This is a genomic window from Flavobacterium sp., from assembly GCF_039595935.1.
GTDB lineage: Bacteria > Bacteroidota > Bacteroidia > Flavobacteriales > Flavobacteriaceae > Flavobacterium.
In genome coordinates this window covers 1,008,658-1,033,772 of record NZ_JBCNKR010000006.1, presented here as the reverse complement: position 1 = coordinate 1,033,772, position 25,115 = coordinate 1,008,658, and the positions used below count along the sequence as shown (strand labels likewise).

Here is a 25,115-nt window from a genome sequence, read left to right as displayed (position 1 = left end):
TTTCTGTTTTGAAAAAGGTATTCGTTTTTCTTATTCTATCAATCGTATTGGTTTCATGTAAATCGACGTCGACTGCTGTAAGCAAAAGTGAGCCAAAAAAAGAAAACAACAGATCTCTTGTTAAGAATTTAATTGAAACGGCAACAGATAATATTGGTGTAAAATACAAAGCGGGCGGAACTACAAAAAACGGTTTTGACTGCTCTGGATTAGTCTACAATACTTTTGAATCTGAAAACATAAAGTTGCCAAGAAGTTCTTACGAACAGGCAAAAGTTGGAAAAGTGATTCCGCTTAATGATGCTAAAAAAGGCGATTTGATTTTCTTTAAAACCAATAAAAGCAAACAAATCAATCATGTAGGTCTTATTGTAGAAGTAAATTTAGATGAAATAAAATTTGTACATTCTTCTACCTCAAAAGGCGTCATTATTTCTTCTACCAAAGAAGCGTATTATAAAAATTCATTCGAACAGGTAAACAGAATACTCGAATAGTTTTTCATAAAACATATTTATTTTCTTACAAAATTTTAATACTTTTAGCCCATGAAAGTATTAGATTTTCCTTTAATAAAAATTACGATCGCTTTTCTTTTCGGAATTTTAGTTTCTTATTATTGCTGGCCTTCAATCGAAGTTTCACTTGCATTTCTTGGAATAAGCAGCATACTATTCTGTATTTTCTATTTTATTTCGAAGAAAAATAAAACAAGCAATATTTTATTTGGGATATGCAGTTATTTTATTTCGTTTTCAATCGGAATCTGCGTTTTGATTTTTCATACTGATACTTTTGATAAATCAAATTATACACATTCAAAAACAGTATTTGAGAAACCTCAGTTTATCACTTTTACATTACGTGAAAAGCTCAAAAGTAATGATTATAATGACCGCTATATTGGACTCATAAACAGCATAGACAAACAAATTTATTCTGGAAAAATTATTGTAAATTTTCAAAAAGACAGCCTTCAAAATCCTTTGATAATTGGAAACATAATACAGGTTAAAACGACTTTACAAAAAACATCATCCAGTAAAAATCCAAATCAGTTTGATTATGCAAAATACTTAGCCGATAAACAGATTTATGCTCAGCTATATTGCCAAAAATCTGAAATAAAGATTAACGAGAATATTAAAAAAGATATTTGGTATTATTCGGGACGTTTGCACTCAACTATTCTAAAGAATCTCCAAAATGCCAATTTTAGTAAAGATGAAATGAATGTCGCACTGGCATTGATTTTGGGACAACAGCAGGAAATTTCATCCGATATAATAAAAGATTATCAGTACTCGGGAGCTACACATGTTCTTTCGGTTTCGGGACTGCATGTTGGTTTTATAATGCTTTTTATAATGTTTATTCTAAAACCAATTCCCAATACCAGAAAAGGTTCGGCAATAAAATTAATTTCGATTTTAATTTCATTGGCTGGCTTTGCCGTTATCTCCGGATTATCTCCTTCTGTACTGCGATCTGTTGTAATGTTTTCGTTTGTTGCAATTGGAAATCATTTACGCCGGAGCGGCAATATTTATCACACTTTATTGGTTTCCATTTTATTGATATTGCTTTTTGAACCTTATTTTTTATTTGATGTTGGTTTTCAATTAAGTTACCTGGCGTTGTTTTTTATTGTTTGGCTGCAGCCGATTTTAAAGAAAATCTGGTCGCCAAAAAACAAAATAGCAATTTATATCTGGGATGCATTAACAGTTTCATTCGCTGCACAAATTGGCACTTTGCCTTTATGCCTTTATTATTTCCATCAATTCCCGGGATTGTTTTTTGTTACCAATATTATAATTCTTCCTGTTTTATCTTTCATTATGATTGCAGGAATTATCGTTATGATTTTTGCCATTTTCAAAAGTCCGCCGGAAATTCTGGTTTATATTTTTGAAAAAAGTATTTTTATACTAAACAAAATGATTCATTATGTTGCATCATTTGAATCTTTTGTAATTCAGGATATCAGCTTTAATTTTTATTATTTAATTACACTTTACTTCTTAATTATAAGTGCAACAATTTGGTCAAAGAAACCAAGTTTCAATAAACTTGCGATTGTATTTGTTTCAATAATTTCTGTACAGCTTTCTTTTATTTATACTAAAAGAGAAACAGCAAGCCAAAAAGAATTAATTGTTTATAATGCCAAAAAGAACACATTAATTTCGAAAAGATTTGGCAGAGAAATTACACTGTTTACCCGCGATACTACTATAGAGAAAAGTTCTAAGAGTAATACTTTTAATTCTTATTTGGTTGGTAATTTTAGTATTTTGAATAAATCTCAGCAAATTAAAAATGTTTTATTTTTTAATGGAAAAAAGATCGCAATAATAGACAGTTCCGGCGTTTATGAAAATACTGTTCAGCCGGATATTTTAGTTCTGACTCAGTCTCCTAAAATAAATTTTGAAAGGCTTTTACAAGAAACACATCCACAAATTATTATTGCCGACGGATCAAATTCGTACGCAATTCAAAAAATGTGGAAAGAAAGCTGTGAGAAAAAAAATATCCCTTTTCATGCCACTGCTGAAAAGGGATTTTATAGATTGAACTAGTCTTTTATTCAGGGTTTAAAATCAAATTAGAATCGGTTATAAAAGCTTTTACACCATTCGAATTATACGGAAGCCTGCCTAATAAATCAAAAGCGGTTTTGCCTTTTCTGATAGCAGCATTGGCATAACAAACTTCGGGCAAGTCTATAACTCCAAATGCATTTTTCAATTTAATGTTTTGTTCTTTAGCTTCGCTCGACATTGCAGCATCAGACAAATCAAGTTTTAATAGAATCACATTTTTGCGAGACCATTTCTCAAAGTCTAATGTCCTAAACACCTCTTTTTCCAGGCTTTCGGGAGCAGTAGCTGCCGTAAATAAAATTAAAAGTGGTTTTCTTTCTTCATTGCTTATGTTAATCGCGTCGGTTATACTGGTTTTCCATTCTAAACTTTGCGATTTAGCTAAAAATGTTACTAGAAAAAATAGCAGGATAAGTAGTTTTCGGGTCATAGTTTTATTGGTTTTGGGTTGGTTAATAAAACTAAATTAACACAAAACCAACATCAAACAACCGTCTTTAAAACAAATAGTTACAAAAAAACAGCATTAAAATGAATTTGATTTTTTAAGGTTTAAAATTTGAAAAAAATGAAAATTTTTCCATTCTAAAATATTAAATGTATAATTTACATTTCAGCTTGTTTAAAAAAAATATCCCTTTTCAACCAAAATTGAAAAGGGATTCTACAAATTAAACTAAGAAAACTTAATTTAAAGTTATTATTCGCTTGGGTGCAGGATATTATTTGATTCTGCAATCCATGCTTTTGCTCCTCCAGGCTTATATGCAATTTTTCCAAGGGCGCTAAAAGTTGTTTTGTTTTTTCTTATTGAAGCCATTGCGTAACATACTTGTGGCAATTCATCAACTCCGAATGCATTCTTCAATTTAATGTTCTGCTCTTTATCACCATCTGAAGCTGTCGCATCAGATAAATCTAATTTTACAAGAATGACATTATCACGCGACCAAACTGCAAAATCCGGCGTTTTAAAGATTTCATTTTGAAGATTTTCTGGTACACCTGAGGCAGTGAATAAAATTAACATTGGTTTTCTTTCTTCATTACTAATTGCGATTGCATCAGTCATGTTTGTTCTCCATGCAAGTGTTTGTGCCTGCATGAAAAATGAACCTAAAAAAAACAGTAGGATAAGTAATTTTTTAGTCATATTATATCGGTTTTGGTTAGTATAGCATGACGAAATTAACACAATATTTTAATTATCCAAATTTAATTACATCAAAAATTACATTATATGTTTTTTTATTTATAAATTAATATTGAAATAATAATTTAATGATGACAAATGAAAATCTTTTCTTACTAAACAAAAAAACTCCTTACAAAATTGTAAGGAGTTTTAATATATAATTTAATATTTCTTAATTGTTTATTTAAGATTTTTTAGGATGAACAATGCTTTCCGCAACGGTTAACCAAGCAGAAGGACCTCCGGCAACATAACCTGTTTTTCCAAGTCCCTTAAAGTTAATTCTTCCATCTCTTGTTTCAGCACTTGTAAAGAATACTGTTGGAAATCCCTGAATACCAAATGCTTGTTGCAGTTCGTTATTTTGATTTTTAAGCTCTGGCGTTTGAGGCACAGCTCTTGGATAATCTAATTCAACTAAAACAACATTATCAGCAGCCCATTTTTTAAATTCGGCAGTTTTTAAAACTTCGTTTTGCAAACGAATGCACCATCCGCACCAGTCACTTCCTGTAAAAAACATCAGCATTGGCTTTTGCTCCTTATTACTTACTGTGATCGCTTCTTTAACATCAGTATACCATTTTAGTTCCTGAGCCTGACTAGCAAATGCTCCAACTACAAAAAAAGCTATTAATAATATTCTTTTCATAACAAGTTATTTTTGGCAAATTTAAACAAAAAATGAATTGAAAAAACATGCACTATTTTACTTCCTGCATTAACCTTCTAATTAACGGAGTTAAAACAATAAATGCTACACCCGCAATTAAAGAATACAATGCCAATTGGTAATAACCATCAGTATAAGCAATAAGCTTAGACATTAACGTTGTTCCTGTGTTAGCATCAGATATTTCGGCACCTAATTTTCCGGCAGCAAATTGTCCGAAGGCACTAGAAAGAAACCACAATCCCATCATCATTCCAAACAAACGTTTAGGAGATAATTTTGTAATTACTGACATTCCGATCGGACCGATACATAATTCACCAAGGGTATATACTAAATATCCTAAAGCAAATACATCAAGCGAACTCAACCCATCCTGACCTACAAAAAATCTGGCACTGTAGAAAATAAAGAAACCGGCTGCCAGTAAAATAAACGAGTATCCGAATTTAATAACAGTATTAGGCTCTAATTTTCTTTTAGCAAGGTAAATCCATAATAGCCCTACTAGCGGACTGAAGATAATAACGTAAAGCGAATTTATACTATTATTTACAACGTTTGGATCGATATGGAAAAACAACATTTTGCTTGACAAATTATCTTTTGCAAATAAAGACAATGATCCTCCAGATTGCTCTGAAATGGCCATAAACATGAAATACCCAAAGATAAATACAAATGCAGCTAAAAGTTTAATCTGTTGTTTGCTATCTTTTATCATGATTAGTTCGTAGACAAAATATGCTAATGCCACTACTCCCATTGTATACATGAAATACTCTGTATAATCAGAATTAATTACCATTATATAAACGAAAGGTATAACCAAAAATGAACCCACATATACAGCGATTTCGCGTAAAGTACGTTTTTTAGGCTCATAATTTTCTAAAGGAGAATTTCCAATTGGTGCTAAATGCTTTTTTGTTAAAAGGAAAGTTATTACTCCAATTACCATAACAATAGCCGCAGAAAGAAAACAAAGACTCCATGAATAGTTTTTTCCTAAGTAAATTGGTATCGCGCCGCCAAGCATTCCTCCAATATTAATTCCGGCGTAAAACAATCCGTAACCTGCGTCACGACGACCGTCATTTTCATGATACAACTCTCCTACCATCGAAGAAACATTCGGCTTAAAGAAACCTGTTCCGATAATAGAAAGTGTTATTCCATAATAGAAGAAATCATGAGGAGAAGCCGCAATAAGCAAATTCCCTAAAATCATTACAATTCCTCCAAAAAGAAGTGACTTTTTAAATCCTAATATTTTATCAGCGAAAATTCCGCCAATAAAAGTAAATGCGTAAACAAATGCCTGAATAGCACCGTATTGTAAATTTGCTTTTCCTTCAACTAAACCTAATTGGTCTACCATAAAAAAAGCTAAAACCCCGCGCATTCCGTAGAAACAAAAACGTTCCCACATTTCAACCAAAAACAAGTACCACAATTGTTTTGGGTACTTGCCTTTAAAATTTTGAATTTCCTCTAAAGCTGTAATATTGTTTTCCATCTTATCTAACACCATGCATCATTTTTTTCAACAATGGAGTCAAAGCAAATAATATAATTGCCGCAATACCAGTAAGAACAACAAATACCATAAAGAACTCATATAAATTATGAATTTCAAATCCTGCAAAAATAGGATTATGATCACTAATTTGATGTTGATCTAATAATGCTAATTGTTCTGCTGTAGGTGTTATTTTTTTGTCTAAAACTGCCTGAAGATCGATCCCTAATTCTTTTGCTTTTGCAAATTTATCTCCAGTTGCCGGAAGTATAGAACCCAAAGTACCTCCTAAAGCATAACCTGATGCATTAGACAAGAAAAATACTCCGTATAATAATGATGCAAAACGTTTTGGCGATAATTTACCTACTAATGATAAACCAATTGGAGATAAACATAACTCTGCACAAGTATTTAAGAAATATAACAAGATCAACCATTTTACAAGTAATAATCCTGAAGTTCCTAAAAATGAAACTTGAGTAGCAATCATGAAGAAACTTATTGAAATGATTACTAATCCAGCAGCCAATTTTACTGGCGAAATTGGTTCTTTATCTTTTGCTCTTAAGAAATCCCAAAGAACACTAAACGGAACTGCCATTACTACAACAAAAAGTCCGTTAAAAATCTGAACCATCGATGGCGGCATTAACCATCCAAAGAAATGTCTGTCTGTTTGGTTATCCGCAATAAAAGTCAATGAGGAACCTGCCTGCTCAAATGCTGCCCAGAAGAAAACAATAAAGAAGGAAACGATATAAATTACAATAATTCTGTCTCTTTCTATTTTAGTCAATGATGTATCAGAAATAATTAATCCCGCTAATGCCAAACCACTTGAATAGATCAAAGTGTAAATTAAATTCTGACCAACTACATAATGAAAAAAGAATCCTAAAGCAATAAATGCCGCTCCTGCAATTACTAATGATTTAGAAGAGAAATTTGCTTTTTGAGCTTCTCCTTCTTCAAAATCTTCTGCTACATTTTTAGAAGGCAAACCTCCTAAAGGTCTTCCTTCCGGAGAAACCACATATTTGTTTTTTAAGAAATAGAAAAGAATTGTTCCAATAAGCATTGCTCCAGAAGCTGCCATAAAACCCCATCTGAATGCATGAATATCTCTAATTCCTCCTGCATCTTTCACATCTCCTAATAACGGACAAATTGACTGCCCTAAGAAAGCTCCAATATTAATACCCATGTAAAAAATAGTGAAAGCAGTATCTAATTTTGTTTTTTCTTGTTTTGGATACAAACTTCCAACCATACTAGAAATATTTGGTTTGAAGAATCCATTACCAAAAACAATTACACCTAATCCGCAATACATAATAGCTTTCGCTAATGCCAAATTAGATTCAAAAACACTTCCACTGGTAAATAACAACATTTGTCCTATTGCCATTAACAATCCACCTAATAAGATACAATTTCTGTTTCCTAAAAAACGATCGGCAATAAAACCTCCAAGCATTGGAGTTAAATAACAAAGTCCAAGGAAACCTCCATAAATTAGTGAAGCTTCTTCTTCCTTCATTAATAATGAATTCACAAGAAATAAAGTTAATAAAGCTCGCATTCCATAGAAATTGAATCTCTCCCACATCTCCGTTCCAAACAATACCCAAAGTCCTTTTGGATGCCCAGTTTTTACTTGAGTTTCTCCCATATTATTCATTATTTTTTAAGGTTAATACTTTTTAAATTATAAATTTTCTTTGATGAAATTTGTCATCTTATTGTAAAGCTGAATTCTCGTTTTTCCGCCATAAATGCCATGGTTTTTATCTGGATAAATTTGAGAATCAAACTGTTTATTAGCCTGAATTAATGCTTCCATCATCTGCATTGAATTTTGCACATGTACGTTATCATCACCAGAACCGTGAATCAATAAAAATTTACCTTTCAATTTATCAACGTGGTTTATAGGAGAGTTTTGGTCGTATCCACTTGCATTTTCCTGCGGAGTCTGCATGTATCTTTCTGTGTAAACGCTGTCATAAAATCTCCAGTTTGTAACCGGAGCAACAGCAATTGCCATTTTAAATACATCATTCCCCTGGAAGATACAGTTAGAAGCCATAAAACCTCCATAACTCCATCCGAAAATTCCAATTCTTGAAGCATCAACATAAGGATATGCTCCAATTACTTTTGCAGCATCAATTTGATCTTCAACTTCGTATTTTCCTAATTCTTTCTGAGTTACTTTTTTGAAATCAGCACCTTTAAAACCAGTTCCTCTACCATCAACGCAAGCTACGATATAACCTTGCTGAGTAAGAGATAAAAACCAGTAATCGTCGCTGTTATTCCAGTCGTTGTTTACCTGTTGAGATCCAGGGCCAGAATATTGGTACATGAAAACAGGATATTTTTTAGAAGGATCAAAATCTTTTGGTTTTAAAATCCAAGCATTCAATTCGTTTCCTTTAGCCGTTTTTAAAACAAAAAATTCTTTTGCAGGAAGATTATATGCTTTTAATTTATCAGCAAGAGCCTGATTATTTTCGATAACCTGAATTTCTTTTCCTGTTTTAGCCTCATTTAAAGTATAAGTCGTAGGTACTAAATTACTTGAGAATGTTGTAATGAAATATTGGAAATTAGGACTGAAAGTTGCCGCACTAGTTCCAACTTTTGTAGTCAAACGAGTTTTATTTTTCCCGTCTAAACCAATTCTGTAAATATCTCTGTTGATAGAACCATTTTCTGTAGACTGGTAGAAAATAGTTTTTGTTTTTTCGTCGAAACCGTAATAAGAAACAACTTCCCAGTTTCCTTTTGTAACTTGATTTTTAAGTTTTCCGGTTTTATCATAAACATAAATATGATTGAAACCATCTTTTTCGCTAGTCCAGATGAAACTGTTATCTTTTAAGAAAGTTAAGTTATCCGTAACATCTACGTAAGCTTTGTCTTTTTCATTTAAAACCACTTTTGCTGCAGCTGTAGTTCCGTCAATAAATAATAAATCAAGATTATCCTGATGACGGTTTAAAACCTGAGCAGATAAAGTGTTATTATCGTTTGTCCATTGTAATCTGGCAATGTAGAAATCATTGTAATTTCCTAATTCAACTTTTTTAGAAGTATTTCCTGCAGCATCATAAATATGTAAAGAAACTTCAGAGTTTTTCTCTCCAGCTTTAGGATATTTAAAAGTTTCGATTGTTGGATATAAATCTTTTTGAAGATTGACATTGAAAACTCAGGAACCTGGCTTTCATCAAAACGAATATAAGCTAATTTTTTACTGTCTTTACTCCAGTCGAATGCGCGTACAAAAGCAAATTCTTCTTCATAAACCCAGTCAGTAATACCGTTTATAACTGCATTTTTCTTTCCATCTGTAGTAACAGCAGTAGATTTTTTTGAAGCTACATCATAAACATACAAATTGTTTTCTTTAGCATAAGCGATTTTTGTTCCGTCTGGAGAAAAAGTCGGCTCCTGAATTTGAAAATCAACAAGTTTTGTTAAAGATTTAGAAGCGATATCGTATAAATAATAATCTGCTGTAAAAGAGTGACGGAAGATTTGGTTAGAATTACAAGCAATTAAAATCTTTTTTTCTGAAGCATCGAAGGTGTAGCTGTCAATTCCGTCTGAAAGTTCTTTGAAGTTTTTTGTATCAATTAAATTTGATACTTTTTTCAGGGTTGCAAAATCATATAAATCAATCTGCATTGTTCTGCTTGCCTGATCAACATTTAAAACAGTATATTGATTTGTATTTTTTAAAGATTGCAATTCGTCCATTCCTTTTGCCCGAAATGCTCCACTATAAATGTTTTCGACTGTTATTTTTTGCTGCCCGAAAACCGATGCAACTATAAATAAAAGTACTACAGTAATTTTACTTGTATTCATTATAATTATTTTAAATATAAAAAGAGCCCAATTTTAGTAAAAAAAATAAACATAATACACATTTTAAGTGTTAAATGTTAAAAAAAATAACGATTGCGTATTTTCAAATTTAAAATACATAGCAAACAAAACTCTTAAAATAGTATCTTTGCCGCAACATTATTATTTAATATATTGAGAATGAACAACGCTGTTGCCGGATTTTCTAAATTATCCAAAAAAGAAAAAATTAACTGGATCGCCAACGAATATTTTTCGACTCCCGAAGAGGCTTTGAATATTATAAGAAATTACTGGAATTCAGATGAAAAGCTACAGCAGCTGCACGATGAATTTATTGAGAATACTATTACCAATTTATATATTCCGCTTGGGGTTGCGCCTAATTTTTTGATCAACGGGAAGTACAAAACGATACCAATGGCAATTGAGGAAAGCTCAGTTGTTGCCGCTGCATCAAAAGCCGCAAAATTTTGGGCTACACGCGGAGGTTTTAAAGCTACAATAATTGATACTGAAAAAATTGGTCAGGTTCATTTTAATTTTAATGGTGATGCTGAAAAATTGCATTCTTTTTTTGAACAAATAAAACCTAAGTTTTTTTCTGAAACGCAAAGCATTACTAAAAAAATGCAGGAACGCGGCGGCGGAATTTTAGATATTCAGTTAAAAGACAAGAGAAATTTACTCGAAAATTACTTTCAGCTTCATGCTGCTTTTGAAACCAAAGACAGTATGGGCGCTAATTTTATCAATTCGTGTTTAGAGCAGTTTGCAGCAACTTTAAAAGAAGAATTTCAAAACTCTGATTTGTTTTCTGAAGATGATACACTAACGGTTATTATGAGCATTTTATCTAATTATGTTCCAAATTGTCTTGTAAGAGCCGAAGTATCTTGTCCAATTGAAGACTTAGCAGAAAAACATATTCCAAATCCGCAAGAATTTGCCGAGCGTTTTGTTCAGGCTGTTCAAATTGCCGAAATTGAACCTTTTAGAGCCGTAACACATAATAAAGGAATCATGAATGGTGTTGATGCTGTAGTATTAGCAACCGGAAATGATTTTAGAGCTGTCGAAGCCGGAGTTCATGCTTATGCTTCAAAAAATGGACAATATGCAAGTTTATCTCACGCTAAAATCGAAAACGGAATTTTTACTTTCTGGCTTGAAATTCCTTTGGCTTTAGGAACTGTAGGCGGATTAACATCTCTTCATCCTCTGGTAAAATTATGTTTAGAAATGCTTGAAAAACCTTCTGCCAAAGAGTTGATGGAAATTACAGCAGTAGCAGGTTTAGCGCAAAATTTTGCCGCACTACGTTCTTTAACTACAACCGGAATCCAGGAAGGACACATGAAAATGCATCTTAATAATATCATCAATCAATTTGAAGCTACAGACGAGGAACGACATTTAATTAAAGCTCATTTTAAAAAAACTGCCGTTTCACACAGTGCTGTAGTGGAATTCATTGAAAGTTTAAGAAAATAAAACAAATAAAAATCCCAAAAATATAGTCTCAAAATAAAAACCCAAATCCCAACGATAATTGGAGTTTGGATTTTAAAATATTGGATTTTTTAAAATTAAAGTATGTCAACAACCTTTTATAGTAACGGAAAATTATTCATCTCTGGAGAATATTTAGTTTTAGATGGTGCCGATGCATTTGCATTACCAACAAAATTTGGTCAAAATTTAATTGTTGAAGATTCCGGAAATCAAATAATCGAATGGAAGAGTTATGATTACGACAACAAACTTTGGTTTGAAACTTCTATCTCATTTGATGAAGTTATAAACAACGTAAATTCTGAAGTTGAAACTGTAAAAACAACGTTGATTAATATTCTTCATGAAGCATACGTTTTAAATCCTGAATTTATTCAAAAATCTAACGGATACGCGATCACAACAAATCTGACTTTTCCAAGAAATTGGGGATTGGGAACTTCTTCTACTTTAATTAATAATATTGCACAGTGGACAAAAATCAATGCCTTTACGCTATTGAGAAATAGTTTTGGCGGAAGTGGTTATGATATTGCCTGCGCACAAAACAATACTCCTATTATATACAGAATAGAAAATAATTTTGTTGAGCCTGTGGTTTTTAATCCTGATTTTACAAAAAACATCTTTTTTGTTTATCTCAATAAAAAACAAAATAGTAAAACTGCCATACATGCTTATAATAAACATAAAGATCAAAATTTAGCCAAAAGTGTAGTTGAAAACAATAAGATTACTAAAACCATTTTGAATGCTAAATCTTTAAATGAGTTTGCCCATGCTATAGAAAAACACGAAATTCATTTAAGCAATATTCTGGAAATACGAACTATTAAAGAAATTGCTTTTCCTGATTTTAACGGCACAATTAAGAGTTTAGGTGCCTGGGGAGGAGATTTTGTAATGGTCATTTCAAAAGAAAACCCGAAGGACTATTTTGTATCAAGGGGCTACGATACAATACTTTCTTATGATGAAATGATATTACAAGAGTAGTAGGATTTTTAAAAAACTAAATTAAAAATTAACTTTTTGATCGCTAAGGTGCTCTGCTTCCAGACGCCTTACCTTTTCGTTTTCCTGTTCGTTAGATTCTATAAGTGTGTTGTGCAGACGCTCGGCCATTTTTTCTATACTATTTGTAATAGAATCATATACGAGTTCCATTCTCCGGTGTTTTTCTTCTTTAACAGCTTTCAAAACATCCTCCACAAAAAACTTGTCGTACTTTTCAGCTACTGAATCACGTGTGTTGGTTAGTCGAATAACATAATCATTACTTAAAATAGTAACTTTAAAATGTTGTTCTTCATTACTTAAGTAATATTTACCGCCCAATTCATCAACATTGATATCAGTACTGCTAACTTTTAAAAGTTCCGTAATTATCCCAAAAATATGATTTTCAATTTTGGAATACACTTTAGGTTTTCTTCTTAAAAAATTAAACATATAAAACATTAAATGCCTGATTATTAAAGTAATTAATTTACCGTTCTCTCTCTATCTTTATTCAAGATTGGCGCGTAAAAAAAGTTTAAAGGTGTTAAAAATTAAAATTCGGACAAATTAACTGTAATAATTTGAATATCACAAGTTTTTTAAATTATATTTCGATTATTCCCATATAGTTAAGAAAATACATAAAGCATTTACTACAAAACATTGTAAGAATTATTATAAAAAAAAGAAAACCCGAAACATTCAATCGAACGTTTCGGGTTTTTATTTAGTTTATTACTAAAAACTAGTAATTAAATTGTAGTCTGTTGTCTTCAATTTTAGCATTAGCTTTCAATGCTGGTAAAATTCTGCTAGCGTCTGATGCGCTTTGAGCTTTTACTTTAGCAACATATTCAGCATGGTTTGCAATTGCAGGAGCTTTTACTGTGCTTACATTTTTTACAACATAAACTCCAGTGTTTCCTTCAATTGGCGCAGAAATTTTATTCGCTGCTAATGCAAATGCATTTCCTACTACTTTTGGCTCTTGTCCAACTCCACCTGGTAAAACAGGGTTATCAAGAGTTACATTTGTAGCTTGCTGTACTGCAACACCAGCGCTTTTAGCAATAGCTTCAAGGCTTGAACCTGTCATTTTAGCTTTTAAAATTTCAGCTTTTTTCTTGTTTTTCAAGATTGGTTCTACGTAAGGTCTTGCCATAGTAACAGAAACTAAACCAGATTTGTTTTCGCTTTTGTATTGAGCAATTACGTGACCAACATTAGCGATTTCAAAACGTTTTACATCTCCAGTACTTGTTTCTTTATCAAATGCCCATCTGATGATGTTTCTTTGGTTTCCTAATGGTCCAAATTGTTCATCCATAGCTTTTGCAGAAACCGGAGCCGCCACTTTTAAACCTAATTCTTTTGCAGCAGCAGCAAAATCTTTATCTGCAGCAGCTTGTTCGAATTTAGTAGCTAATGTAAATACTTTATCAGAAGTAGCTTCAGAAGGCGCAATTTTTTGAGCAATTGTAGCTAAACGAATACCGTCTTGTTTGTCTGTAATTTTGATAATGTGAAATCCGAAAGGAGTTTCTACTAAACCAACTTTACCAATACCATTATTGAATACAAAATCATTGAATGGTTTTACCATTTGTCCTGGGCTGAAATATCCTAAATCTCCACCTTGTTGTGCAGATGAATCATCAGAAGCTGTAAATGCAAGCATCATGAAACTGTCTGGATTAGCCTGAACCTGAGCTAAGATTTCATCAGCTTTAGCTTTTGCTTCTTCTTTAGTTCTTTTTTCTTTTGGTGTAGCCTGAGCTCCAGTATAAGAAATTAAAATATGGCTTGCTTTTGCATTAACTCCAGCTTTAAATCCTAAAGATTTAGAGATAGCGTAATATTTTCCGTATACATAAGGACCATAAATTGCTCCGGCTGGCAAACTGAATAATTTATCAGCATCTACCGCTGGCAAAGCATTTTTAGGAACATAAGTAGAATCGTAAGGAACATCAGAATTTGAGTTTACAAACTCAGCAATGTTTGTTGCGTTTTTAAAACCAGGTAGTGTATCGTTTTTACCTGTTTTTGCATTGTACTCTACTCTACCGTTTAATAAAGCTGTTATTTTAGCTTTAATATCAGCTTCATCTTCTTTAGAAGCTTTGTCTTCTACTAATACGTATTGAATTTCACGAGTTTCATCCGCTTTGAATTTTTTCTCGTTTTTCTTCATATAATCTACGATATCTGAATCAGAAATTTTTACTTCACTGTCTTTGATAGAAGAATATAATGCTCCGGCATAAGCAAAGTTAACTTTATTAGCTTCCATTTCATACTTCAACTTTCCTTCACTAGCAGTTGTATAAAGTCCAGATTTTACTAAAGTACTATAGATTTGGTATTTTGCGTTTAACTCAGCGTCAACCTCTTTTGCAGCGATATATTGTTCTGCTTCTGGATTTGCTTTAACATAGTCTTTGAATTTTGCTACATCAAACATTCCGGCTGCATTTAAAAACGCAGGGTTTTTTCCAATATTTGGATCTGCTTTTAGAACTTCAAGTAAGTGTTTTTCACCAACTCTCAATCCTAATTTATCAAACTGAGTTGATAATAATGCGATTGAAACTTCTTGATCCCAAACTCTGTTTGCAGCTTCAGTGGAAGTAATTCCTTGACCACTTTTTTCAAGATTACTAACTTTAACTCTAAAGTCTTCAAATGAAATATCTTTTCCATCGATGCTTCCTACATCTTTTGAACTTTGACCAAATGTTCCTCTATTAAATAGATCTTGTATTATAAATGCTAATAATGCAAGCGCAATAACTCCTATCAATAAAGCGGAACGTTGTCTAATTTTTGCTAAAACTGCCATTTTTATTATCGTTAATTTTATATTCAGTTTGCGAAAATACAATTATCTAGTTAATAACAATACAACTAGCGTTTTATTTTGCACAAATTTTTTTAATTATTTAAAAAATCACTCTTTTATTGTCAATTTAACCAGCTCAATTTTCTTGTTTGACGCCTGTTCTATCACAAAATGATACTTATCAATGATTATTTTATCGCCTTTTTGCGGAATTTCTTTGGTAGAATTCACAATAAATCCGCCCAAAGTTCCGTACGAATCTTCTTCGGGAATCATTAATTTATAGGTCTCATTCAAATACTCAACATCTAATCTGGTCGAAAACAAATATTTACCTTCTCCTAATTCCTGCTCTATTAATTCTTCGTCTAAATCATGTTCATCTTCGATTTCTCCAAATAGTTCTTCCACTATATCTTCGATTGTTATAATTCCTGATGTTCCTCCGTATTCATCTAAAACTACGGCTACATTTTTTCTCTTTTTAATTAAAAGATTTAAAGCGTCTTTTATTAAAATGGTTTCAGGAACAAACTCAACTGTCATTAAAACAGATTTTATGGTTTGTGGTTTTTTAAATAAATCGAATGAATGCACATAGCCTACAATATCGTCGAGGGAGTTTTGGCTTACCACAATTTTTGAATATCCTGTTTCGATAAAAAGCTCTTTTAAATCTGAAACTGTATCAAATAAATCAATTGCAACTATCTCTGTACGAGGCGTCATAATATCACGGGCTTTTACGCCTGAGAATTCTAACGCATTCTGAAAGATCTGAATTTCTGAATCGACTTCATCATCATCTTCTACAGAATTCATTTGTTCTGTAATATAATTTCCCAGTTCTACTTTACTAAAATAAAGCTGCACATGGTCTCCTTCTGTTTTAAAAAATTTCTTTAAAACAAAATCAGAAATCCATATAAAAAATGTAGAGATATAATAAAACAGTCTGTAAAAAAGATAGGCCGGAACTGCAAATACCTTAATTAATGAATTGGCATAAATTTGAAAAAAGACTTTAGGAAAAAACTCAGCGGTAATTAAAACTATAAAGGTTGAAATTAAAGTTTGAACCAGAACCGTGGTTAAATTAGAAAATTGAAATCCACAATCAATTATCCATTTAAGAGCAACGTCTCCCATATAAAATCCATAAATAACCAATGCGACATTGTTACCAATAAGCATTGATGCGATAAATTTTGAAGGATTTTCGGTAAGTTTCGTTAATATTTGAGACGAAAAGTTATCTTGTTTTTTCTCAATTCCAAGATAAATTTTGTTTGAGGAAATAAAAGCTATTTCCATTCCCGAAAAAAAGGCAGATAGTATTAAACACAATATTATAATACTAACTTCCATTTTTTATTGTTTTTTATTACGATCATCAAATTTCTTGACAAATTTTCTTCTGAAGAAAAACATAAAAATCGCCATACCAGCAATTACAAAGCTTAAAGGATAAGCATCGTTATTTTCGTTTAATTTAACCGCTCCGTCATAAATAAAGTAAACAGCAAATAATACGTAAACGTATTGTGTATATTTTAAGTAACCCATAATCTATATTTTATCATCATTTGATTCAATTTCACCACTTATTCGCTGTGAATTGATTACTTTGAAATCTTTACTAAAATCAATTCCCTGTCCAAAAGAAATCCCTTTAGCATCTGTAAGTTTAAATTTTCTTTCGGTATAAAACCACTCATTTTTCTGGTCAAAATACAATTGTTCTGTTTCGAGAACCTGACCTGCTTCTGATGTTATTCTAACTTTTCCCTGCAAATCAATTATACCGGTATTTTTATATGAAACCGCATAATTTGCCTTTATAAAGGTACGTTTTTGTTTTTTGTCGTATAATGTAACGTCGATGCCTTTTGGGAATTCTGTAAAAGGAAAATCAAGATTTGAATAATCGAGCATTTTTGGACTAATCAAAACTCCTGTTATTCTTCCTGAATCGGTATATTTAATATTTACGGTATCGGCATCACTTCCCGGAACAAATTCTGAGAAATTAATTTTCTGAACTTCTTTAAAATTACTTTCGCATCCAAAAACAGTGTCACAGCAAAAACTGTGACAACGTTTATAATATATCTCTTTGGTAAATTCATTTGCCAAATGTAGTAAATTGTGATGAGCTTATGAAACCATAAATTTCATGTTTAGTTGAATTTGCTCTTCACAAACCATCTATCATTAAATGAGAAGCTTAAACTAAAGTTTACATAATTTTCTTTAACCAAACCTGCAGAAGTTGTTCCTCTTTTTCCAAATTCAACTCCAAGGTTTACATTTGAAAATGTTCCTGTAATAGGAAATCCGGCACCTAGCGACATCCCTACATCGTTTATATCCTGATTGTTTACTACTAAACCAAGTTTTTCATATTTAAAACCGGCTCTATAAGTAATTCTGTTAAAATAACTTGCAAATGAACTATAATTAGGAACGTAATATCCACCTACAGCGTATTTAGTATATTTTTCGTATTTAACATTTGGGCTTGAGTTATAGTAATTAGCAAGTTCTCCTGCTCCCTGAAAAGCCAGACTTGTTCCTACTAACCATTTTCTTGCCTCACCTATACCCGCTCCGATAGTTAATTTGTTAGGTAATTTTAAATCTGTATCTACTTTATCTCCAGTTACTGCATCTGGATCTCCGTCTACTTCAATCATTCTGCTGCTAACTGAATTTAATGTGCTTCCGAAAGTATAATTCAAACTAGTATAAACATTTAATTTCTTAGAAATTTTAGTTTGATACATTGTTCCGATGTTAAAGTTTACACCCGACAACTCAGAAGTGTTTGTTTCTCTACTGGCATTTTGAACACCTGTAATCGCTTCGATAGTTGTTGTGGTAATTTTTCCGAAGTTATATTGCAAATCGGCTCCAATATTCCATTTTGGCGTTATTTTGTATCCTAAACCAAAGAAGACTTTATTTACCCCGCCTTTTCCTTCAAGCTGGCTGCTAACGGCTCCTTCAGCAGTATTGATATCTGAAATTTTATATCCTACAGATGATAATGGAACTAAACCAAATCCGGCTCCAAATTTCCCCATCGGAATTCCTAATGCTAAATAATCAAATGTAGATCGTTGCGCTTTTGAAGATTCTGAACTGCTCTTAATATTATTAACAGCAAAAGTCCCTCCAACAGAAAATGTAGTTTGACCAAGGCTGGCATAACTTGCCGGGTTTTCAATATTCAGGTGAATACTATCCTGTTCAACTGCAACTCCTGCCATAGATCTGTTTTCAAGAGTTCCTTTAAATCTTGTATCTCCAATTCCGTAAAAAGAATAAGGAGAAGAAGTACCTTGCTGAGCAAATGAAACGAACGAGATAAGCAAACAAGCACTTATTATAATTTTTTTAATCATTGTCGATTTTATATTGAAATGTTTGGTTCAAACTTTCCAGTAGGAAATTTGAATTGGCAAATATGGTATTTTTTAATCGTTTAGCCAAAAATTCTGCATCTCCTCCCGTTAAAATTATTATAAAATTTGAAAAATTCACCCGATATTCATCGATAAAACCATCAATCTCATAGACGAATCCGTTAACAACTCCGGAATGTATAGCTTGTGCAGTTGAGTTTCCAATGTACGAATCCGGTGCTTCTAAAGCCAGCAAAGGCAGTCTGGCCGTGAAATTGTGCAAAGATTCATAACGCAAACGAAGACCCGGAGAAATAGCTCCGCCCAGATAATTGTCATTTTCGTCGATAAAATCGTAGGTTATACAAGTTCCTGCATCAATAACCAGTCTGTTTTGTTTTGGAAATTGTAAAGTTGCACCCGCTGCCAAAATCATTCTGTCGATTCCTAATGTTTTGGGTGTTGCGTATTTATTATGGAAAGGAAAAATGTCTTCGTGTGTAAAAAAATGAACATTGAGCTGGTTTTCGAAAGTTAAAAAGGCTTGTTTTTCGACATTTCCCACAGATGCTACTACTAAATCAGAGCAACTCTGATATTTTTTTAAAATTTCTGTAATCTTTTTTTCGAGTTCATTTCTCTCAAAAATAAAGTTTTCAAGAACAGTACTTCCTTCAAAGACAGCAGCTTTAATTCGAGTATTACCAACATCAACTGTTAAAACCATTTTTATTTTTTTACCATTGCGAAGATACGAATTGATTTTTTTAAAAAAATCTTTTGGATAAACGAAAAATGATTCTATCTTTGCACCCGCAATACGCACAAAACGGTACCTTAGCTCAGATGGTAGAGCAATGGACTGAAAATCCATGTGTCCCTGGTTCGATCCCTGGAGGTACCACAAAACCCGAATAGAAATATTCGGGTTTTTTGTTTTTTATATTTCTTAAACTAACAATTTTACTTATAATAGTTACGATCCATTATTTCAAATACATCCTGAATTAATTTAATATTATTGTCTGAAGTTTTTATTTCGTACGGATGATTCATAGGTGAATAATATTGAATTATTTTTTCATTATTATACCTTATAACTAATATGTATAATGATGCATGTCCATGATCTCTTACACAATTTTGATAATAGCTCTCTTTTTTTAAAATTTCTAAGATATTTTTCAGACGCATTTTTTCTTCTAAAGAAAAAATTATCGCTTCAGTTGAATTTTCTCTTGTTTTGACAGCATTAAATCCTTTATCGAAATCAACTATCATAAATGTAGATCCTTGAACACCTTCAATCCAACGATACATAAGTATTCCGTTTTTTATTTTATCAAAATCTTCAAACTGATTAATATTGAAATTCGAAGAAGAATAAAATGCTTTATAACTTAAAGCCAAATCTTCTGGAGGAGCAATTAAAACACTACATTCATTATTATGTACTAACTCTTTTTGAGTTACACATCCGTTTAAGATAATGAAAAAAATTAATGCCCCAATTACCTTTTTCATAATAATTTTAAAACTTTTACTCGCATTTGATTCACTTCAAATATAAATTAAACAGTTAAATCTTATAAGTTAAATTTTAAATAGTTTTTGTTAAAAAAGTATTAACTAAATAAAAAAATATCTATTATATTCGTGAAATCGTATTTTAATTTTTTATTTATTATCAAAAACACAGAGCGTTTTTTATGGGTAAAAATTCTACAAAAGGTATTTGGAAAGTAATTTCCGCATCTTCTATGGGAACAATGATCGAATGGTATGACTTCTATATTTTTGGAAGTTTAGCCGTCGTAATTTCAACAAAGTTCTTTCCGAGTGACAATCCTACCGCAGCATTTTTATCAACTCTGGCCACTTTTGCTGCCGGATTTGTAGTGAGACCTTTCGGCGCTTTGTTTTTTGGCAGACTTGGCGATATCATTGGCAGAAAATATACTTTCATGGCTACTTTATTATTAATGGGCGGCTCTACTTTTTTAATTGGCTGTATTCCAAGTTATGAAACTATTGGTTTTCTCGCACCTTTATTAGTTTTAATTCTTCGTTTATTACAAGGGCTAGCACTTGGCGGAGAATACGGCGGAGCTGCTACTTATGTTGCCGAACATGCTCCAGTTGGCCAAAAAGGATATTGGACTTCCTGGATTCAAACCACTGCAACTGTGGGTTTATTTATTTCTTTAATGGTAATTCTGGCTACCAAAAATGTGCTTTCGAGTGAAGCCTTTGATTCATGGGGCTGGCGTGTCCCGTTTTGGGTTTCAATTGTAATGGTAGGGATTTCGTATTTAATCCGAAAAAATATGGATGAATCTCCGGTTTTTGCAAAAGCTAAAAAGGAAGGAACTACCAGTAAAAATCCATTAAAAGAAAGTTTCGGGAACAGATATAATCTAAAGTTTGTTTTACTGGCGTTATTTGGCGCTACAATGGGACAAGGTGTTATTTGGTATACCGGACAATTTTATGCTATGAGTTTTATGAAAACGGTTATGAACGTTGAATCTTCTCAGGTTGACAGTTTACTGGGAATTGCTCTTTTGTTAGGAACTCCTTTTTTTATTGTTTTTGGATGGCTGAGTGATAAAGTGGGTAGAAAATATATTATGATGCTGGGAATGTTGATTGCCATTTTTTCTTATAGGTCCATTTATAAAGAAATGTACACAATTACTGATTTAAGTTATAAAACCGAAATCGTAGAAAAAACCATACAAGACATTCAAAAAACAGCAAATAATGATATAATCACCACTGTTTCAAAAACCTACACTGATGGAACTACGTATATCGAAAAGAAAACAGATTTTGCTAATAAGAAAAAATCACAAATTAGTGTTTCGATCAATATAAATTCAAGCGATGAATGGACTTTGATTTTTTGGGTTTTCCTTCAGGTGATATTTGTTACTATGGTTTATGGTCCTATTGCAGCATTTTTGGTGGAGATGTTTCCAACAAAAATCAGATACACCTCAATGTCACTTCCGTACCATGTGGGTAATGGAATTTTTGGAGGTTTACTGCCTGCGATTTCGACCTATCTTGTAACACATTCTAAAACAGCAGGAAATACTGATTTTTATCTTGACGGACTTTGGTATCCTATTATTATTGCTTCAATCTGTTTTGTAATTGGAATAGTATACGTTGACAACAAAAATAAATTTAATCATCTTTAATACTTTAAGAACATGAATACAATCAAACAAGCTCTAGGCGTTTTATGGGTTATATTAGCAGTTGCGGCCGCTTATTTTTGCGTGTTTGAATTTGGCTTACCTAAATTATTATCAGATCAGCAAGATGATTTAGTTTTTGGGATTATCATTCTTTTTATCCTTACGCCTCTTATTGTTTTGGGATTGGGGACTTTTGGCTATTTTGCCGTTATTGGAGAATACAACGAGAAAAAGAAATAAACAAAAACAATAAACAACTAAACCAGAAAAGGGCTGTCTATTTTTCAATAGAACAGCCCTTTTTCATTACTAACCAAACCAAATTTTTAATCTGTCAGATTATATTTTATTTTTTAATGAACTTCATTACCTGAACTTTGTTGTTTTCATCAGAAGCTTTTACGATATACAAACCGGTTTGTAATTCGCTTACGCCAAATTGAAAATCAGTATTTCCGTTAGAATTAAAGCTTTTCACCAATTGCCCTGAAATTGAATAAACCTGAACTTTTGCAAAAGCATTATTTAAAGTAAAATAATTTGAAACCGGATTTGGGTACAAACTCACTGAACTTCCTTTTTCAAAATCATCGATAGCAAGATTTGCCGTTTTGTTACCATAAATTCTATATTCGCCAGCAGGCAAACTTATTGCTGCATTTACATCAGTAACATTTATTGTTGTGTTGTCCATTAAATTGTACCAAGTTCCTGTGTATGGAAAACCAGTTGCTACATTTTGTGCCGAAGTATCAAAATTGGCTAAAATAACTACGTCTTTTAATTGTGTTGATGATAAGCTCGCATTTGTAATTTTTATATTTTGTGTTAATGAGTTCGCATTTGTCATTGTTGGTGTTCCTAAAAAGACAGGCTCAACGGTTTTAAGCGTTATCATTTTTGCCCAATCGTTATAAATTTTATTACGATTTGAATCTCCTAACCAATTATTTACCCATTGCGGCTGTGGTTTTGTATCTAATTTACAATCTCCTGAAAGCGTTGCAGATGCATCGTTTACCGTTCCGTCATTACAAGTATAAATAGATTTTTCCCATCCTAATTCTCCAAAATGCCAAATCATTTTTGGTCCCGGAACCAATAATGAAACTGCTCCAATAGCCGACATTCTTGATAGAGCTGTATTTAATGTTTTTACATTATATGCTCCGTTTGAAGCTCCGTATTGTACATTTTTATACATTAATCTTTCTTCATCATGACTTTCTGCATATCCCATCAAACGATTTGCTGTAAAACCACGACTTGCACTTGTCATTCTTGAGATATTACTGCTTGAAGCATATCCCATTGACAATTGATTGTACTGATCTGTCATTTTACCCCACATCATAATTCCTTTACTTGGCGTTTCGGTAATTCTGTAATTTGCCCATTGCTGTTCTTCTGTATCTGTTCCTAAGTGTTCAAAAATAGTATAATGTGTTGGGTCTAAACTCCAGGAATAATCTGCATATTTCTTTAGAATATCAACTCTGTCCTGCTGATATCCATTAGTACAAGATTCATCAGATGCAGTACAAGCCTGAGTAAATCCTTTGGTTAAATCCCAACGGAAGCCATCAATTTTATATTCTTCTATCCATTGTTTAATAACACGGTTAACATAATACTGTGTTTTTAGCGATTGATGATTAAAATCTTCACCAACACTATAAGTATGTTTTGCGACTGTATTAAAATATGGATTTTCTGCTGTTGGAGATCCAAAACCGTCTCCATCAGGATCGTTCATCCACATTCTTACCATTGGATTTCTTCCGAAAGCGTGATTCAAGGCAACATCAAGAATGACAGCAATTCCGTTTTGGTGGCACAGGTCGATTAATTCTTTTAATTTATCAGATGTTCCATAAAATTTGTCTAAAGCCATGTGAAACGAAGTATTGTAACCCCAGCTTTCATTGCCTTCAAATTCCATTACCGGCATTAATTCGATTGCATTTATTTTTAGATTTTTAAAATAATCAATCTTATCTATCAAACTTTGATAGTTACGAGCAGCGTCAAAATCGCGAACTAAAACTTCGTAAACTACCAGTTTTTCTTTTGCTGGTTTTACAAAGTTTGTTACCTGCCAATTATAAGGAGTTTGTCCCGTTTTAAGAACTGTAACTTCAAATTGTTGTCCTGCAGGATAACTCGGAATATTTGGATAAGAAGCCGCAGGAATTCCCGAATCATCATAAGGAGATAAAACCAAAGTCGAATATGGATCGGCAGTTTTTACCAATGAAGGAGAATTAGCAAGAGGAGTTGTATCTACAACCCAATATTGATAGGTATTGTTTACTCCAGAAACCAAGCCTGTTATTTCTAACCAAAACTTACCAGATGTCGGATCTTTTTTCATGGCATACGCCGAAGTTGGCTGCCAGTTATTGAAGCTTCCCGCAACGTAAACAAAATCTTTTAAAGGCGCATCCAAAACCAAAGTTGCTTTTGTAGCATCTGCAGCATTATAATTAATTCCGTCAACCAAACCAGCAGGCATTGCTTCAGAAACAGTATTCGGATTTACTACAACCGAAAACTTTTTTGAAATTGTTACACCACTTTGAGTTGCTAACAATTCATAACTCTGATTATTTGTTAAACCAGAAGCCATATAAGAATAGCTAGATGTACTTGAATTAGTATTAATTACAACTCCATTTGCTTTTAGAGAATAACTTGCAGCTCCGTTTGTATTTGTTGCCGTAATATTAAAGTTAGATCCTGATGAAATAATTGTTGCGCTATTTTCAATAGGAGAAGTTAATGTTACCTGAAAAGATCCTACTTCAACTAAAATATCCTGAGATTTTTTATCGCCAGTTCCGTTTTTAGCTTTAATTAAAAATCCAATTCTTCCAATTCCTGTTGTATTGTAATAAGTTGTTGGAACAATTGTTTTTGTATAAGTATCTGTAGCAGAATTATAGGTAAACTTGCTCGCTTCTGTTGAGTTTTCCCAAGAACCATTATCAGGAGTACCTTTTTGTGTGGTATCATTAGTGTCAAAAGCCCACGCCCACATATAAAGAGAATGATCTGTAACTCCCCATGTAGCTTCATTAATACTACTTCCATTAATTGTAATGGTTATAGAAGTAGTCTCTTCAAAAGACGCAGGGCTAACAGAATAAGTAACCGTTTGCTGCTGTGCAAATGAAAACACAGACAACAAAAGGAAAAATAAGAGTAAAGTTTTTTTCATAATAATTCGGTTAGTTAATTATTAAAAAAGGGCTATCTGAAG

Annotated in this window: 19 protein-coding genes, 1 tRNA gene and 2 pseudogenes; 7 read left to right on the top strand and 15 right to left on the bottom strand. The window is 32.4% G+C overall.

Translation table 11 applies throughout. From position 1 onward, the window contains the following. The first annotated feature begins 8 nt into the window (after nt 1-8). Both ABDW27_RS14345 and ABDW27_RS14340 read left to right on the top strand, forming a co-directional pair. On the top strand, nt 9-497 hold the full coding sequence (locus ABDW27_RS14345) for a C40 family peptidase (protein ID WP_343696528.1): 489 nt from the start codon (nt 9-11) through the stop codon (nt 495-497). A gap of 51 nt (nt 498-548) precedes the next feature. Then, a complete protein-coding gene (locus tag ABDW27_RS14340) occupies nt 549-2,585 on the top strand; it encodes a ComEC/Rec2 family competence protein (RefSeq protein ID WP_343696527.1) in 2,037 nt (678 codons plus the stop codon). Nucleotides 2,586-2,589: 4 nt separating this feature from the next. On the opposite strand, the gene ABDW27_RS14335 is transcribed toward ABDW27_RS14340, so the two are convergent. From ABDW27_RS14335 to ABDW27_RS14310, 6 genes and pseudogenes are all read right to left on the bottom strand, one after another. Beyond that, complete coding sequence (locus tag ABDW27_RS14335) at nt 2,590-3,039, bottom strand: thioredoxin family protein (protein ID WP_343696526.1); 450 nt, start codon at nt 3,037-3,039, stop codon at nt 2,590-2,592. A 270-nt stretch (nt 3,040-3,309) separates the two neighbouring features. After that, nucleotides 3,310-3,762 (bottom strand): thioredoxin family protein, encoded by a 453-nt coding sequence (locus tag ABDW27_RS14330; protein WP_343696525.1) that lies wholly within the window; start codon nt 3,760-3,762, stop codon nt 3,310-3,312. 226 nt (nt 3,763-3,988) lie between these two features. Next, nucleotides 3,989-4,456, bottom strand: a complete 468-nt coding sequence (locus ABDW27_RS14325; protein ID WP_073413038.1) for a thioredoxin family protein — start codon at nt 4,454-4,456, stop codon at nt 3,989-3,991. A 52-nt stretch (nt 4,457-4,508) separates the two neighbouring features. Continuing rightward, nucleotides 4,509-5,996: a peptide MFS transporter gene (locus ABDW27_RS14320; protein ID WP_343698137.1), complete on the bottom strand. Its 1,488-nt coding sequence runs from the start codon at nt 5,994-5,996 to the stop codon at nt 4,509-4,511. A 1-nt stretch (nt 5,997) separates the two neighbouring features. Further along, nucleotides 5,998-7,674 (bottom strand): peptide MFS transporter, encoded by a 1,677-nt coding sequence (locus tag ABDW27_RS14315; protein ID WP_343696524.1) that lies wholly within the window; start codon nt 7,672-7,674, stop codon nt 5,998-6,000. 36 nt (nt 7,675-7,710) lie between these two features. Continuing rightward, nucleotides 7,711-9,881 (bottom strand): annotated as a pseudogene (locus ABDW27_RS14310) (S9 family peptidase). A 180-nt stretch (nt 9,882-10,061) separates the two neighbouring features. On the opposite strand from ABDW27_RS14310, the gene ABDW27_RS14305 reads away from it, so the two are divergent. Together ABDW27_RS14305 and ABDW27_RS14300 are read left to right on the top strand one after the other, a co-directional pair. After that, nucleotides 10,062-11,375 carry a hydroxymethylglutaryl-CoA reductase, degradative gene (locus ABDW27_RS14305; protein WP_343696523.1) on the top strand — a complete coding sequence of 438 codons (1,314 nt, stop codon included), beginning with the start codon at nt 10,062-10,064 and terminating at the stop codon, nt 11,373-11,375. A gap of 102 nt (nt 11,376-11,477) precedes the next feature. Continuing rightward, nucleotides 11,478-12,392 (top strand): GYDIA family GHMP kinase, encoded by a 915-nt coding sequence (locus tag ABDW27_RS14300; RefSeq protein ID WP_343696522.1) that lies wholly within the window; start codon nt 11,478-11,480, stop codon nt 12,390-12,392. 21 nt (nt 12,393-12,413) lie between these two features. Here ABDW27_RS14300 and ABDW27_RS14295 read toward each other — a convergent pair whose 3' ends face one another. The 7 genes and pseudogenes from ABDW27_RS14295 to ABDW27_RS14265 all read right to left on the bottom strand — a co-directional run bounded on the left by ABDW27_RS14295 (nt 12,414) and on the right by ABDW27_RS14265 (nt 19,374). Continuing rightward, on the bottom strand, nt 12,414-12,848 hold the full coding sequence (locus ABDW27_RS14295) for a hypothetical protein (RefSeq protein WP_343696521.1): 435 nt from the start codon (nt 12,846-12,848) through the stop codon (nt 12,414-12,416). Between the two features lie 295 nt (nt 12,849-13,143). Further along, nucleotides 13,144-15,240: a peptidylprolyl isomerase gene (locus ABDW27_RS14290; protein WP_343696520.1), complete on the bottom strand. Its 2,097-nt coding sequence runs from the start codon at nt 15,238-15,240 to the stop codon at nt 13,144-13,146. A 108-nt stretch (nt 15,241-15,348) separates the two neighbouring features. Then, the gene (locus ABDW27_RS14285; protein ID WP_343696519.1) at nt 15,349-16,608 is read right to left on the bottom strand and encodes a hemolysin family protein; all 1,260 of its coding nucleotides are present in this window, start codon (nt 16,606-16,608) and stop codon (nt 15,349-15,351) included. 3 nt (nt 16,609-16,611) lie between these two features. Continuing rightward, the gene (locus ABDW27_RS14280) at nt 16,612-16,806 is read right to left on the bottom strand and encodes a hypothetical protein (RefSeq protein ID WP_343696518.1); all 195 of its coding nucleotides are present in this window, start codon (nt 16,804-16,806) and stop codon (nt 16,612-16,614) included. Nucleotides 16,807-16,809: 3 nt separating this feature from the next. Beyond that, a pseudogene (gene lptC, locus ABDW27_RS14275) lies at nt 16,810-17,369 on the bottom strand (LPS export ABC transporter periplasmic protein LptC). 51 nt (nt 17,370-17,420) lie between these two features. Then, nucleotides 17,421-18,647 carry a hypothetical protein gene (locus tag ABDW27_RS14270; RefSeq protein ID WP_343696517.1) on the bottom strand — a complete coding sequence of 409 codons (1,227 nt, stop codon included), beginning with the start codon at nt 18,645-18,647 and terminating at the stop codon, nt 17,421-17,423. Then, the gene (locus tag ABDW27_RS14265) at nt 18,640-19,374 is read right to left on the bottom strand and encodes a type III pantothenate kinase (protein ID WP_343696516.1); all 735 of its coding nucleotides are present in this window, start codon (nt 19,372-19,374) and stop codon (nt 18,640-18,642) included. Before ABDW27_RS14265 ends, ABDW27_RS14270 begins: the two co-directional genes overlap by 8 nt. A 104-nt stretch (nt 19,375-19,478) precedes the next feature. Between ABDW27_RS14265 and ABDW27_RS14260 the strand changes: the two genes are divergently transcribed. Continuing rightward, nucleotides 19,479-19,551, top strand: a tRNA-Phe gene (locus tag ABDW27_RS14260). A 59-nt stretch (nt 19,552-19,610) separates the two neighbouring features. On the opposite strand, the gene ABDW27_RS14255 is transcribed toward ABDW27_RS14260, so the two are convergent. Next, on the bottom strand, nt 19,611-20,171 hold the full coding sequence (locus ABDW27_RS14255) for a hypothetical protein (protein ID WP_343696515.1): 561 nt from the start codon (nt 20,169-20,171) through the stop codon (nt 19,611-19,613). A 185-nt stretch (nt 20,172-20,356) separates the two neighbouring features. Between ABDW27_RS14255 and ABDW27_RS14250 the strand changes: the two genes are divergently transcribed. After that, a complete protein-coding gene (locus ABDW27_RS14250) occupies nt 20,357-21,853 on the top strand; it encodes an MFS transporter (protein ID WP_343696514.1) in 1,497 nt (498 codons plus the stop codon). Nucleotides 21,854-21,865: 12 nt separating this feature from the next. Next, nucleotides 21,866-22,093 (top strand): DUF6814 family protein, encoded by a 228-nt coding sequence (locus ABDW27_RS14245; protein WP_343696513.1) that lies wholly within the window; start codon nt 21,866-21,868, stop codon nt 22,091-22,093. A 106-nt stretch (nt 22,094-22,199) separates the two neighbouring features. Here the strand turns inward: ABDW27_RS14245 and ABDW27_RS14240 are convergent, their stop codons facing one another. After that, on the bottom strand, nt 22,200-25,073 hold the full coding sequence (locus tag ABDW27_RS14240; RefSeq protein ID WP_343696512.1) for an alpha-amylase family glycosyl hydrolase: 2,874 nt from the start codon (nt 25,071-25,073) through the stop codon (nt 22,200-22,202). Nucleotides 25,074-25,115 lie beyond the last annotated feature (42 nt).

What these genes read in the sequence shown, in the direction of transcription:
- ABDW27_RS14240 (WP_343696512.1), bottom strand. Translation starts at nt 25,073, where the DNA reads ATGAAAAAAACTTTACTCTTATTTTTCCTTTTGTTGTCTGTGTTTTCA.
- ABDW27_RS14325 (WP_073413038.1), bottom strand. Translation starts at nt 4,456, where the DNA reads ATGAAAAGAATATTATTAATAGCTTTTTTTGTAGTTGGAGCATTTGCT.
- ABDW27_RS14305 (WP_343696523.1), top strand. Translation starts at nt 10,062, where the DNA reads ATGAACAACGCTGTTGCCGGATTTTCTAAATTATCCAAAAAAGAAAAA.
- ABDW27_RS14295 (WP_343696521.1), bottom strand. Translation starts at nt 12,848, where the DNA reads ATGTTTAATTTTTTAAGAAGAAAACCTAAAGTGTATTCCAAAATTGAA.
- ABDW27_RS14300 (WP_343696522.1), top strand. Translation starts at nt 11,478, where the DNA reads ATGTCAACAACCTTTTATAGTAACGGAAAATTATTCATCTCTGGAGAA.
- ABDW27_RS14255 (WP_343696515.1), bottom strand. Translation starts at nt 20,171, where the DNA reads ATGAAAAAGGTAATTGGGGCATTAATTTTTTTCATTATCTTAAACGGA.
- ABDW27_RS14270 (WP_343696517.1), bottom strand. Translation starts at nt 18,647, where the DNA reads ATGATTAAAAAAATTATAATAAGTGCTTGTTTGCTTATCTCGTTCGTT.
- ABDW27_RS14265 (WP_343696516.1), bottom strand. Translation starts at nt 19,374, where the DNA reads ATGGTTTTAACAGTTGATGTTGGTAATACTCGAATTAAAGCTGCTGTC.
- ABDW27_RS14335 (WP_343696526.1), bottom strand. Translation starts at nt 3,039, where the DNA reads ATGACCCGAAAACTACTTATCCTGCTATTTTTTCTAGTAACATTTTTA.
- ABDW27_RS14320 (WP_343698137.1), bottom strand. Translation starts at nt 5,996, where the DNA reads ATGGAAAACAATATTACAGCTTTAGAGGAAATTCAAAATTTTAAAGGC.
- ABDW27_RS14245 (WP_343696513.1), top strand. Translation starts at nt 21,866, where the DNA reads ATGAATACAATCAAACAAGCTCTAGGCGTTTTATGGGTTATATTAGCA.
- ABDW27_RS14315 (WP_343696524.1), bottom strand. Translation starts at nt 7,674, where the DNA reads ATGGGAGAAACTCAAGTAAAAACTGGGCATCCAAAAGGACTTTGGGTA.
- ABDW27_RS14285 (WP_343696519.1), bottom strand. Translation starts at nt 16,608, where the DNA reads ATGGAAGTTAGTATTATAATATTGTGTTTAATACTATCTGCCTTTTTT.
- ABDW27_RS14330 (WP_343696525.1), bottom strand. Translation starts at nt 3,762, where the DNA reads ATGACTAAAAAATTACTTATCCTACTGTTTTTTTTAGGTTCATTTTTC.
- ABDW27_RS14280 (WP_343696518.1), bottom strand. Translation starts at nt 16,806, where the DNA reads ATGGGTTACTTAAAATATACACAATACGTTTACGTATTATTTGCTGTT.
- ABDW27_RS14340 (WP_343696527.1), top strand. Translation starts at nt 549, where the DNA reads ATGAAAGTATTAGATTTTCCTTTAATAAAAATTACGATCGCTTTTCTT.
- ABDW27_RS14250 (WP_343696514.1), top strand. Translation starts at nt 20,357, where the DNA reads ATGGGTAAAAATTCTACAAAAGGTATTTGGAAAGTAATTTCCGCATCT.
- ABDW27_RS14290 (WP_343696520.1), bottom strand. Translation starts at nt 15,240, where the DNA reads ATGGCAGTTTTAGCAAAAATTAGACAACGTTCCGCTTTATTGATAGGA.